The sequence below is a fragment of the Zestomonas insulae genome, assembly GCF_016901015.1.
Classification (GTDB): domain Bacteria; phylum Pseudomonadota; class Gammaproteobacteria; order Pseudomonadales; family Pseudomonadaceae; genus Aquipseudomonas; species Aquipseudomonas insulae.
The window spans coordinates 566,808-578,538 of sequence record NZ_JAFEUP010000002.1 but is presented as its reverse complement, the minus strand read 5'-3'; the positions used below and the strand labels follow the sequence as shown (position 1 = coordinate 578,538).

The window sequence follows — 11,731 nt, the reverse complement described above, 5'->3', positions numbered from 1 at the left end:
CAATCACAGGCTAAACTGGAGATGTGCCTTTACTATCCAGACATATTTCACACTTTGCCTAACGAGACAGCCATGACCGATGAAATCGACCAACTGCTGATCAGTGCGCTGATGGAAGACTCGCGGCGTTCGCTGAAGGCCCTCGCCCAGCTCAGCGGGCTGTCCTCGCCGAGCGTCGCCGAACGCCTGCGCAAGCTCGAAGAACGCGGCGTGCTCAAGGCCTACACCGTCGAGGTCGATCCCAAACACTTCGGCTATCTGCTTGAAGCCATCGTGCGGGTGCGCCCGCTACCCGGTCGGCTGCATGAGGTCGAACGACAGATCCAGGCGATTCCCGAGTTCACCGAATGCGACAAGGTGACCGGCGAGGACTGCTTCATCGCGCGGATGTGCGTGCGCTCAATGGAGCAGCTGGACGGCCTGCTCGACCGCCTCAACGATTACGCGGAAACCAACACCGCGATCGTCAAGAAATCCACGGTCAAGCGGCGCCTGCCGCCGATGGGCTGAACGCCGCCGCGCGGCGGGGGTCACAACCAGGGAGAGGGATGCCAGGTGCGTCCCCCACGACCTTCCGCCACGAAGGAGTACGTTCCATGGCTGCCCCTGTCACCCACTACAAGACTGCCGGACATCTGGCGTGCGGACGCCACGGCGACAACCTGGTCGCCACCCGCGAACTCAAGCGCGTGAAATGCCGCAACTGCCGCAACACCGAGGCCTTCAAGGAAGCCCGCCGCAACGAGCGCAACGCCGCACGACGCGCCGCGCGCCAGGCCAAGGCCAACGCGGCGCAAGCCACAGACTGGCGCTCAAGCTGGCGCCAGCGCCTGACCGACCTGCCCGGCCGTCAGCGTTTGCCACGCTGCTTCCCCGGCCAGCCCTACGTCTAGCAGGGCTGTTCAAGAACAGGCACCAGCTGCTCGCTCCGAGTCGCCAGTGAGCGCTCTGGATCCCCGCCTGCGCGGGGATGACGAGGCGGGAGGGCCATCGATAGCCGTAGCCCCGAGGCACGCGGGCAGCTTCATCGTTTCTCCCGCACGGCGCCACCCACCACCCCGTCATACCGGCACAGGCCGGTATCCAGTGGTCCGTTTCGGGCCACCAGCGAGCACGCTGGCCCCCGTCTGCCCGGGGATGACAAGGTGAGCAATCGGACGGCCGACCCTTGCAGTCGCGCGCCATGCAGGTCACCCTTACCTGTATATAAACCCAGCCCCAATTCGCCATGGCCGCCCCGCTCGACCCCAGCTTTTACTACCTGACCAACTTCCGCACCGCGCTGGCGTGGATCGACGCGCGCTATGCCGACCTGCTCAGCGCCGAGGAGCGCCAGTTCATCGACGCCTTCCACGGCCTCGTGCTGCCCGCGCAAGCGCTGCTGGTACGTCTGCTGATGCGCAAGGGTCCGCACTTTCGCGCCAGCAAACTGAGCTATGCGGAGATCGGCGCGATCGCCGAGGCCGCTGCGCCGTTGCTGGCGCTCGGCTGGCTACGCGACGACCAGCCGCTGGAGTTCGCCGAGCTGTTCGCGCTGCTGCGCAAGGACGAGCTGATCGCCGGCTTCCGCGACGCGCTGCCCTCGCCCGCATTGAAGAAGGCCGAGCTGTTCGAAGCCCTCGCCGCCCTGCACGAGCAGGCGCAGCCGTTCGCCGCCTGGTGCCCAGCGCTCGACGAGCCGCTGTATAGCCTGAGCGTCGGCGGCCTGTGCGACCGCCTGCGCCTGCTGTTCTTCGGCAACCTGCACCAGGACTGGTCGGAGTTCGTGCTCGCCGACCTCGGCATCTTCCGCTACGAGCAGGTGCCGTTCAGCGCCGATGCGCGCGGCTTCCGCAGCCGTGCCGACGTCGAGGCCTACCTGCACCTGTGGCAGTGCCGCGAGCAGTTCGCCCTCGGCCTGCCGGTCGCCGACGTGCTCGAGTTGCTCGCCGACTTCAGCAGCGACAACCCCTACCTGCAATCGCGCCACGCCAAGCTGCTGTTCCAGCTGGCCCAGCAGCTGGAGCGCGAAGGCGACGAACCGGCGGCACTGGCGCTGTACCGGCAGACGCCGTATGCCGGTTCACGGCAACGGCAGATTCGCGTGCTCGAACGCCTAGGCGGGTTCACCGAGGCGCATGCGCTGGCGTGCGCGGCCGCCGCGGCGCCGGAAAGCGACGCCGAAGCGCAGCTGGTCGAGCGCGCCCTGGTGCGCCTGCGTCGCCAGCTCGGCGAGCCGACGCCGCGTCGCCCGCGCCAGGCCGCCGCCGCGCGCCTCGACCTGAGCCTGCCGCGCCCGCCGGTGAGCGTCGAGTTCGCCGTGCAGGCGCACCTGCATGACGATGCGGCGCCGGTGCATTACGTGGAGAACACGCTGATCTGCAGCCTGTTCGGCCTGCTCTGCTGGGAGGCGATCTTCGCCCCGCTGCCGGGCGCGCTCTTCCATCCCTTCCACGCCGGGCCGGTCGACCTGCTCGCCCCGGACTTCCACACGCGCCGCGCCGCGCTGTTCGCCAACTGCCTGGCGCGCCTGGACAGTGACGCCTACGCGGAGGCGATCCGTCGCACCTACGCGGAGAAGCTCGGCACCGTCTCGCCGTTCGTGCACTGGGCGGTGCTCAGCGAGGAACTCCTCGAACAGGCCCTGCACTGCCTGCCGGCGGCGCACCTCAAGGCCTGGTTCCAGCGCCTGCTCGCCGACCTCAAGGCCAACCGCGCGGGGATGCCCGACCTGATCCAGTTCTACCCGGCCGAGCAGCGCTACCGGATGATCGAAGTGAAGGGCCCCGGCGATCGCCTGCAGGACAACCAGCGGCGCTGGCTGGCGTTCTGCGCCGAGCACGGCATGCCGGTGGAGGTCTGCTACGTGCAGTGGGACGATGAGCCTGCATGATCACCGGCAAAGAGGTGGCCAACGCCGCCTGAGCGGTTCAGATCAGCGCCAGTACCAGTAGCACCGCACACTCGCTCAACTCCACCAGAGCGCCGGCGGTATCGCCGGTGGTGCCGCCGAGACGCCGCAGCAGTGCGGCGCGCCACAGGGCGAACAGCAGCAGCGCGGTGCATAGCGCCAGCACGCCGCTCCAGCCGAGCAGCAGCATGGCTGCCACCTGCGCCACCAACACCCAGCGCAGCGCACGCCGTGGCAGATGCTCGGCGAGCGCCTGACCGAGGCCGCCAGCGCGCACGTACGGCGTGCTGAGGAACAGCAGCGGCAGCAGACAGCGCGCCACCCAGGGCGCCAGCAGCAGCGCCGACCAGTCGCCGCGCGGCAGCAGGGTGACCAGCGCGGCGAACTTGAGCAGCAGCAGCATGACCAGCACCACCACGGCGATCGGCCCGCTGCGAGGGTCTTTCATGATCGTCAGGGTGCGCTCGCGATCGCCGAAGCCGCCGACCCAGGCGTCCGCGGTGTCGGCCAGCCCATCCAGGTGCAGGGCGCCGCTGAACAGCACCCAGCCGGCCAGCAGCAGCGCCGCCTGCAGCAGCGGCGGCGCGCCGTGCAGGAGCAAGGCGAAGCCGACCAGCAGGCCGCCAAGCAGCAGGCCGACCGCCGGGTACCAGCACAACGAGCGGCCCATCTGCGCCGGCGTCGGCATCCCGGACAAACGCACCGGCAGACGCGAGAGGAACTGCACGGCGATCAACGCGGGAAGCAGCCAGGCCATCAGTCCGGCACCTCGGTGGTGGCCGGCAGGCTGAACAGCTCGCCATGACCGACCGCCACGCTAAGCAACTGCTCGCGCGGCAGGCCTTGCGCCTGCGCCAGCAACAGGCGCATCACCCCGCCGTGGCTGACCAGCAGCACCCGCCGCCCGGCGTGCTGCTGCGCCAGACGCTGCACCGCACTGCCGACCCGCGCGGCGAACTGCAGCAGCGGCTCGCCGTCGGGTGGTGTGTGGCCGTACGGGTCGGCCCAGAATTGCCCGAGCAGCTCGGCCTGCTCCTCCATCAGCGCGGCAGCGCTGCGCCCTTCCCAGGCGCCGAAATGCAGCTCGCGCAGATCGCTCTCCAACTGCAGCGGCACCGCCAGGCGCTCGGCCAACTCGGCGGCGAAGCGCGCGCAGCGCTGCAAAGGCGAGCTGACAATGACATCCCAGCTGCGCCCGGCCACTGCCGCGCGCATCTGCGCCCAGCCGACGGCGCTCAGCTCATCGTCGAGGCTGCCGCGAAACACGTTCCCCAGCGCGGTTTCGCCGTGGCGCAGCAGATCGAGCCTCATGCCGAACGCCCCGCCACGGCCGCTTCGGCGAAGGTCGCCATGTCGTTGTGCAGCTGGCAGGCCAGGCGCAGCAGCGGCACCGCCAGCGCCGCGCCACTGCCCTCGCCGAGGCGCAGGCCGAGCTCGAGCAGTGGCTCGCCGCCAAGCGCCGCGAGCAGCCGGCGATGGCCCGGCTCCGCGCCGCGATGGGCGAACAGCAGCCACTCGCGGCACGCCGGGTTGAGGCGTACCGCGCAGAGCGCTGCGACCGTGCAGATGAAGCCATCGACTAGCGCCGGTACGCCCTGCTGCGCACAGGCGACATAGGCGCCGGCCAGCGCGGCGAGCTCGAAGCCACCGAGGCAGCGCAGCACCTGCCAGGGGTCGTCGAAGTGCTCGGCGTGCAGCAGCAAGGCGCGCTCGATCACCGCCGCCTTGTGCTGCACGCCCTGCGGGTCGAGGCCGGTGCCCGGACCGACCAGCTCGTGCGCCGGGCAGCTGAGCAACGCACAGGCCACCGCGCTGGCCGCCGAAGTGTTGCCGATGCCCATCTCGCCGCCGATAAACAGCTCGGCGCCCGCCGCGTAAGCGCGGCCAACACTGTCGCGGCCGGCGGCCAGGGCGGCGTGCAGCTGTTCATCACGCAGCGCTGGCATACGGGCGAAGTTGGCGGTGCCGGCACCCAGCTGCAGGTGGCGCACGCCCGGCAGCGGCTCGAGCGGCAGCGCGCAGCCGAGGTCGATCACTTCCAGGGTCGCGCCCAGCTGACGGGCCAGCACGCTGATCGCCGCACCGCCGCCGACGAAATTGCGCAGCATCTGCACGGTGACCGCCTGCGGATAGGCCGACACGCCCTCCTCGACCACCCCGTGGTCGCCGGCGAACACGGCGATCCACGGCAGCTCCAGCTGCGGCCGGGGCGTGCCCTGCAACGCCGCGAGCTGCACCGCAACCTGCTCCAGCAGGCCCAGCGCACCGGCCGGTTTGGTCAACTGCGCCTGGCGCGCCAGCGCCGCCGCACGAACCTGCTGATCCGCGGCCCGGCAATCGTCCTGCCACCAGTTCGCGGCATTCATAGCGGCTGCCCCTTGAGCGTCATCGGCAAGCCGGCGACGGTGAACACCACGCGCTGGCAGCGTTCGGCGATGGCTTGGTGCAGCCAACCGGCCTCGTCGACGAAACGCCGACTCAGCGCACCGAGCGGGACCACGCCGAGGCCGGTTTCATTGCTGACCAGGATGATCCGCCCGGGCAGTGTGTCCAAGGTGCTCAGCAGCGCATCGCGCTCGGCGGCCAGGCGCGCCGCGTCTTCCAGCATCAGCAGGTTGGTCAGCCAGAGGGTCAGGCAATCGACCAGCAGACAGCGTTGCGGCGCCGCCTGCTCGCGCAGCACGCGGGCCAGTGCGATGGGCTCTTCGACCAGCGCCCACTCGGAGGGGCGCCGGCTGCGATGGGCGGCCACCCGCTCGGCCATTTCCAGGTCGAGCGGCTGGCTGGTGGCGATGTAGGTGACCGCCAGGCCGGACTCGCCGGCCAGCCTCTCGGCCAGGCGACTCTTGCCGGAGCGTGCGCCGCCGAGGATCAGTTCAAGCATGGGTGCTCCCCTCAAGGTCAGTGCTCCTCTCACGGTCAGCGCTCATAGCCCGCACCACTCGCGCAACCGCGCGGTGTCCAGATGTGCCTCCACCAGATCGGCGAGCCGCTCGATATCGCGCTCGCGCAACGCGTGGTAGTCGACCACCTGCACCTCGCGCAGGCCCGCCCAGCGCAACAGCGCGCTGCAGGCCGCGGGGGTCTCGAACAGGCCGTGCAGGTAGGTGCCGAGAATCTGCCCATCGGCGCTCTGCGCGCCGTCGCTACGGCCGTCGGCAAGCTGCACGGCGGGCTGCACCAGCGCCGCACCGCTACTGACCCCGGCATGGATCTCGTAGCCGCTGACCGGCGCGTCCTCCAGGCTGAGGCGGCCGCTGACGTTGCGCAGCTGCTTCTCGGCCTCCAGCACGGTGGCGAACTCCAGCAGACCCAGCCCCGGTGAGGAGCCGGCGGCGCCTTCCAGACCGAGCGGGTCGTCGATCGCCGTGCCGAGCATCTGCAGGCCGCCGCAGATGCCGAGCAGCTTGCCGCCGTAGCGCAGGTGGCGCTGCAGCGCGTCCTCCCAGCCCTGGGCGCGGAGGAACGCCAGGTCGGCACGCACGCTCTTCGAGCCGGGCAGGATGATCAGGTCGGCCGGCGGGATCGGCTGACCGGGGCCGACGAACTGCAGATCGACCTGCGGGTGCAGGCGCAGCGGGTCGAAATCGGTGTGGTTGCTGATGCGCGGCAGCACCGGCACCACCACCTTGAGCACGCGTTCGGCCTTGGCGCCCTGGCGCTGGTCGATGGCGTCCTCGGCTTCCAGGTGGAAATCCATCAGGTACGGCAGCACGCCGAGCACCGGTTTGCCGGTGCGCGCCTCCAGCCAATCGAGGCCGGGTTGCAGCAGGCCGATGTCGCCGCGGAAGCGGTTGATGACGAAGCCCACCACCCGCGCCTGCTCGCTTGGTGCGAGCAGCTCGAGGGTGCCGACCAGATGGGCGAACACACCGCCACGGTCGATGTCGGCGATCAGGATCACCGGGCAGTCGACCGCCTCGGCGAAGCCCATGTTGGCGATATCGCCGGCGCGCAGGTTGATCTCCGCCGGCGAGCCGGCACCCTCGACCATCACCACCGGGTACTGCGCGCTCAGCCGCGCGTGCGCGGTCAGCACCGCCTGCATCGCTACCTGCTTGTAGTCGTGGTAGGCGGCCGCCTCCATGCTGCTGATCGCCCGGCCGTGGATGATCACCTGCGCGCCGGTGTCGCTGTTCGGCTTGAGCAGCACCGGGTTCATGTCGGTGTGCGGCGCCAGGCCGGCGGCCTGCGCCTGCACCGCCTGGGCGCGGCCGATCTCGCCGCCGTCGGCAGTCACCGCGCTGTTCAGCGCCATGTTCTGCGGTTTGAACGGCACCACTGCGACGCCCTGGCGCTGCAGCCAGCGGCACAGGGCGACCACCAGGGTGCTCTTGCCCGCGTCGGAGGTGGTGCCTTGCACCATGAGTGTGGTCACTGTTCGGCCTCGGTTGTTGTAGGAGCGGATTTATCCGCGATCGCGGCATCGGCCTGAAAATCGGCGAGCGCCTGCTCCAGCCGCCGCCAGTCCGGCTCGCGCCCCGGCAGGCCAAAACGCAGGCTGGCCGGGCTGGCGAACTGGCGCACGAGGATGCCGCGCTGGGCGAGGAAATCGTGCAGCTGCGCGGCGCGTGGATCGGCGCACCACTGGAACAGCGCGGTGCCGCCGCTCGGCGCCCAGCCGTGGCGGCCGAGCAGCTCGGCCAGGCGCTGGCCCGCCGCTGCGGCACGCTGGCGCTGGACAAGTTGCGCGCCGCGGTCGCGCAGGCAGGCCTGGCCGACCACGCGGGTCGGCCCGCTGATCGTCCAGGGGCCGAGCTGTTCGGCGAGCTGCGCCAGGCGCAACGCACCGGCGACTACGAAACCCAGGCGCGCCCCGGCCAGGCCGAAGAACTTGCCGAACGAACGCAGCACAATCAGCTCGTCATCGGCGCTGGCCACCACGCTGTGCGCGGGGGTGACGTCGATGAACGCCTCGTCGACCACCAGCCAGCCACCGCGCTGGCGCAGTCGGGTGCGCCAGTCGAGCAGCAGCTCGGCCGGCAGCAGGCGGCCGGTGGGGTTGTTCGGATTGACCGCGACCAGCACGTCGAGGCTCGGCAGCGCGCGGGCTACCTCGGCATCGCTCAGCTCGACCACCTCGTGACCGGCCTGGCGCCAGGCGTGCGCGTGCTCGGCGTAACAAGGCGCCAGGACCCCCACCCGACCGCTGCGGCGCAGGCGCGGCAGCAGCTGGATCGCCGCCTGGGTGCCGGGTACCGGCAACACGCGCTCGACGCCGAAATAGCCGCAGGCCGCCGCCTCCAGGCCGTCGTCGGCCTCCGGCAGGCGCGCCCAGCTGCGGCTGTCCAGCGCCGGCACGGCGAACGGCCAGGGCGCGATTCCGGTGGACAGGTCGAGCCACTCCGCCACGGCAATGCCGTAGCGCTGCGCGGCCGCGTGCAGACGTCCGCCATGTTCAAGCATGCAGATAGCCCCCCACCGCCAGGATCAGCAACCACAGCCAGACGCCGCGCTGCACCAGCTCCAGCGCTTGGTCGATATGGCTAGGGTTGGCCGGCTCGCCTTCGCCGAGTGACGGCCGCGCGTGCAACTCGCCGTGATAGACCGCCGGCCCGCCCAGGCTCGCGCCCAGTGCGCCGGCGCCGGCGGCCATCACCGGGCCGGCATTGGGGCTGTCCCACTGCGGTGCCTGCAGACGCCAGCAGCGCAGCGCGCGGCGGGTGTCGCCAAGCAGCGCATAGGTCAGCGCCACCAGGCGCGCCGGCAGGTAGTTGAGCACGTCGTCGATGCGCGCCGCGGCCCAGCCGAAACGCTCGAAGCGCGCGTTGCGGTAGCCCCACATGGCATCCAAGGTGTTGCTCAGGCGATACAGCACCACGCCCGGCGCGCCGAGCACGGCGAACCAGAACAAGGCGGCGAGCACCGCGTCGCTGCCGTTCTCCAGCACCGACTCGGTGGCGGCGCGGGCCACTCCGCTTTCATCGAGTTCGGCGGTCTGCCGGCTGACCATGTAGCCGACGCGCTGCCGCGCCACTTCCAGCTCACCGGCGCGCAGCGCCTGGGCCACCGGCCGCGCGTGCTCACCGAGGCTGCGCAGGCCGAGCGCGGCGTACAGCGCCAGCGCCGCGACCAGCCAGCCGAGGTACGGCAGCTCGGCCAGCGCCCAGGCCAGCAGGGTCAGCGGCAGCACGGCGAGCAGCCAGGCCATCACCCCGTGGCTGCGCCAGCCGAGCGCGGCCGGACCCTCCGCCGCCTCATAGGGCCGATTGAAACGCTGCTCGAGGCGCGCCGCCAGGTTGCCGAAGGCCACCAGCGGATGCCAGCGGCGCGGCTCGCCGCATAGCGCGTCGAGCGCCACGCCGGCCACGGCCAGTAACGCCATGCTCATGTCGATGTTCCCCAATGGTTTTCGAACAACAGTTCCTGCAGCGGCCGCGGCGTCGCCCAGCGCTCCTCGACCAGCATCGGCTGCGGATAAAACTCGGTTACCGGGCCCAGGCACAACACCGCCTCGGCCTTGGCCCCGGCGGGCAGCCCGAGCAGCTCGCCGAGTGCGCGCGGCTCGAACAGCGACACCCAGCCCATGCCCAGGCCTTCGGCGCGCGCGGCCAGCCAGAGATTTTGAACGGCGCAGGCCAACGAGGCGAGGTCCATTTCCGGCAAGGTGCGGCGGCCGAACACATGCCGCTCGCGGTCGTCCATCAGCGCCACCACCAGCAGCTCGGCGCAGTCGCGGATGCCCTCGACCTTGAGGCGCATGAATGCGTCGCTGCGCTCGCCAAGCGCTGCGGCGGTGCGCAGCCGCTCCGCCTCGGCCAGCGTGTGGATGGCCTCGCGCAGCGCCGGCGCGGTGATACGGATGAAGCGCCAGGGTTGCATCAGGCCGACGCTGGGCGCCTGGTGCGCGGCTTCGAGCAGCCGTGCGAGCAGCTCCGGCGCCACCGTGCCGCCGGCGAAGTGGCGCATGTCGCGGCGTTCGGCGATGGCGCGATACACCGCCGCGCGCTCGGCGTCACTGAAGGCGTGCTCGGTCATGGGCGGAACAGCTCCGCCGCCGCCAGCGGATTGGACGGCAGGTAGAAGTGGATGTACGACGCGGTCAGCCGGCCCTGGCGGAACGCCGCCTCGGCGGTGCGCCGGTAATTCGGGCATTCGCCGTGGGCGAGCGGCGTCAGCGCCGAGTCCAGCGTCGAGTGGTGATAGGTATGGCCGCGCAGCCGCCCTTCCGGCAGTTCGACCTCTTGCAACGCCAAGGCTGCCACGCGCGGCTGCAGAGTGCCGCTGCCGGGCAGCAGGCCGAGCATGTCCGCGGACTGGCCGTGCTGGTCGGTCAGCCGTTCGAACAGGTAGAGCATGCCGCCGCATTCGGCATGGATCGGTTTGCCTACCGCGTGATGCGCGCGGATCGCCGTGGCCATCGGCTGGTTGCTGGCCAGGCTCGCCAGGTGCAGTTCCGGGTAGCCGCCGGGCAGGTACAGGCTGTCGACGGCCGGCAGCTCGTGGTCGGCCAGTGGCGAGAAGAAGCGCAGCTCGGCACCCAGAGCACGCAGCAGGTCGAGGTTGGCCTCATAGAGGAAGGCGAACGCGGCATCGCGGGCCACGCCGATGCGCACCCCGGCCAACACCGGCGGCAGCGGCGCGTCAGTCGGCGCGGCGAAGCGCACCGGCGCCGGCAACGTGGTATCGGCGCTGGCCGCCAGGGCATCGGCGGCGGCGTCCAGACGCGCGTCCAGATCCGCCAGCTCATTGGCCTGCACCAGACCGAGGTGGCGGCTCGGCAGCTCCACCGCGGCGCTGCGCGGCAAGGCGCCGAACCAGCGCAGCGATGGCGGCAGCGCGTCGCGGAGGATTTCGCCATGCCGCAGGCTGCCGACCTTGTTGCCGAGCACCCCGGCGAACGGCAGGTCGGCCTGGTAGCTGGCCAGACCGTGGGCCATGGCGCCGAAGGTCTGTGCCATGCCGGAACCGTCGATCGCCGCGAGCACCGGCACGCCGAAACGCCGTGCCAGATCGGCCGCCGACGGATTGCCGTCGAACAGGCCCATCACCCCTTCGATGAGGATCAGGTCGGCGCTGCCGGCCGCCTCCCAGAGCAGGCGCCGGCATTCCGCCTCGCCGATCATCCACAGGTCGAGCTGGTAGACCGGCAGGCCAGAGGCGCGGGCGAGAATCATCGGATCGAGGAAGTCCGGCCCGCACTTGAACACCCGCACCCGCCGCCCCTGGCGCGCATGCAGGCGCGCCAGCGCGGCGGTGACGGTGGTCTTGCCCTGGCCGGAAGCCGGGGCGGCGATCAGCAGGGCCGGACACTCGCGCGGCATCAGACCTCCGACTCCCGCTGCAGGCCCAGCCCGTTCCAGGCGCGCAGGCCGGTGTACAGCACCGCCGCCACGCCGACATACAGCGCCAGGTTGGCGAGGAAGCGCGGGTAGTAGTAGCCGATGCGCGGCAGAAAACCGGCCAGGGTCGGCTCCGGGTAGCGTCCGGAGAGGAAGTAGAAGCCGCCGCTGGACAGCAGGTGGCAGACCAACGCCGCCACCAGCACGCTCAAGGCCAGTCGCACCAGACTGCTCCAGTGCTCGCGGTGGCCGCGTGCGTACAGTCGCCCGCCGAGCCACAGCGCGCCGTAGGCCGGCACCAGCACCCAGTAGGCCGGCGATGTGCACCAGTCACCGACGGTGCCGACCGCGACCATGCTGAAGTCCAGCAGCGTGGCCTCGGCGAACAGCGCCGGGAACACCCAGCGCGGGCGCAGCCACACGCCGGCGAGGAAGAACACCGCCCAGGACGCGCTGGGCAGGTTGAGCGTGGCGAAGTGCTGACCGCGGGTGACCGCCATCAGCACGGCGAGGGCCAGGCCGAGGAGCAGTTGGCTGCGAGTAGAGAGCAGTGGCATGG

13 protein-coding genes are annotated in these 11,731 nt (G+C 70.9%); 3 read left to right on the top strand and 10 right to left on the bottom strand.

Annotated elements, in window-relative coordinates:
* The first annotated feature begins 72 nt into the window (after positions 1-72).
* The 3 genes from JQX08_RS08400 to JQX08_RS08390 all read left to right on the top strand — a co-directional run bounded on the left by JQX08_RS08400 (position 73) and on the right by JQX08_RS08390 (position 2,872).
* Positions 73-510, top strand: coding sequence for an Lrp/AsnC family transcriptional regulator (locus tag JQX08_RS08400; RefSeq protein ID WP_205347916.1), 438 nt, complete (start codon positions 73-75; stop codon positions 508-510).
* An 86-nt stretch (positions 511-596) separates the two neighbouring features.
* Positions 597-893 carry a hypothetical protein gene (locus JQX08_RS08395; RefSeq protein ID WP_205347915.1) on the top strand — a complete coding sequence of 99 codons (297 nt, stop codon included), beginning with the start codon at positions 597-599 and terminating at the stop codon, positions 891-893.
* A 335-nt stretch (positions 894-1,228) separates the two neighbouring features.
* Positions 1,229-2,872, top strand: a complete 1,644-nt coding sequence (locus tag JQX08_RS08390; RefSeq protein ID WP_205347914.1) for a VRR-NUC domain-containing protein — start codon at positions 1,229-1,231, stop codon at positions 2,870-2,872.
* A 37-nt stretch (positions 2,873-2,909) separates the two neighbouring features.
* Here JQX08_RS08390 and JQX08_RS08385 read toward each other — a convergent pair whose 3' ends face one another.
* The 10 genes from JQX08_RS08385 to JQX08_RS08340 are packed head-to-tail and all read right to left on the bottom strand — an operon-like array spanning position 2,910 to position 11,729.
* Complete coding sequence (locus JQX08_RS08385) at positions 2,910-3,647, bottom strand: adenosylcobinamide-GDP ribazoletransferase (protein WP_205347913.1); 738 nt, start codon at positions 3,645-3,647, stop codon at positions 2,910-2,912.
* Positions 3,647-4,201, bottom strand: coding sequence for a histidine phosphatase family protein (locus JQX08_RS08380; protein ID WP_205347912.1), 555 nt, complete (start codon positions 4,199-4,201; stop codon positions 3,647-3,649). The genes JQX08_RS08385 and JQX08_RS08380 overlap by 1 nt, the downstream gene beginning before the upstream one ends.
* Positions 4,198-5,256 carry a nicotinate-nucleotide--dimethylbenzimidazole phosphoribosyltransferase gene (gene cobT / locus JQX08_RS08375; RefSeq protein ID WP_205347911.1) on the bottom strand — a complete coding sequence of 353 codons (1,059 nt, stop codon included), beginning with the start codon at positions 5,254-5,256 and terminating at the stop codon, positions 4,198-4,200. The genes JQX08_RS08380 and cobT overlap by 4 nt, the downstream gene beginning before the upstream one ends.
* Positions 5,253-5,774, bottom strand: a complete 522-nt coding sequence (gene cobU, locus JQX08_RS08370) for a bifunctional adenosylcobinamide kinase/adenosylcobinamide-phosphate guanylyltransferase (RefSeq protein WP_205347910.1) — start codon at positions 5,772-5,774, stop codon at positions 5,253-5,255. The genes cobT and cobU overlap by 4 nt, the downstream gene beginning before the upstream one ends.
* Before the next feature lie 42 nt (positions 5,775-5,816).
* On the bottom strand, positions 5,817-7,268 hold the full coding sequence (locus JQX08_RS08365; protein WP_430472509.1) for a cobyric acid synthase: 1,452 nt from the start codon (positions 7,266-7,268) through the stop codon (positions 5,817-5,819).
* Positions 7,265-8,296, bottom strand: a complete 1,032-nt coding sequence (gene cobD, locus JQX08_RS08360; protein WP_205347909.1) for a threonine-phosphate decarboxylase CobD — start codon at positions 8,294-8,296, stop codon at positions 7,265-7,267. The genes JQX08_RS08365 and cobD overlap by 4 nt, the downstream gene beginning before the upstream one ends.
* Positions 8,289-9,221, bottom strand: coding sequence for an adenosylcobinamide-phosphate synthase CbiB (gene cbiB, locus JQX08_RS08355; protein ID WP_205347908.1), 933 nt, complete (start codon positions 9,219-9,221; stop codon positions 8,289-8,291). The genes cobD and cbiB overlap by 8 nt, the downstream gene beginning before the upstream one ends.
* Positions 9,218-9,868, bottom strand: a complete 651-nt coding sequence (gene bluB, locus JQX08_RS08350) for a 5,6-dimethylbenzimidazole synthase (protein WP_205347907.1) — start codon at positions 9,866-9,868, stop codon at positions 9,218-9,220. Before bluB ends, cbiB begins: the two co-directional genes overlap by 4 nt.
* Positions 9,865-11,157 carry a cobyrinic acid a,c-diamide synthase CobB gene (locus JQX08_RS08345; protein WP_430472516.1) on the bottom strand — a complete coding sequence of 431 codons (1,293 nt, stop codon included), beginning with the start codon at positions 11,155-11,157 and terminating at the stop codon, positions 9,865-9,867. The genes bluB and JQX08_RS08345 overlap by 4 nt, the downstream gene beginning before the upstream one ends.
* Positions 11,154-11,729 carry a hypothetical protein gene (locus JQX08_RS08340; protein ID WP_205347905.1) on the bottom strand — a complete coding sequence of 192 codons (576 nt, stop codon included), beginning with the start codon at positions 11,727-11,729 and terminating at the stop codon, positions 11,154-11,156. Before JQX08_RS08340 ends, JQX08_RS08345 begins: the two co-directional genes overlap by 4 nt.
* Positions 11,730-11,731: the final 2 nt, after the last annotated feature.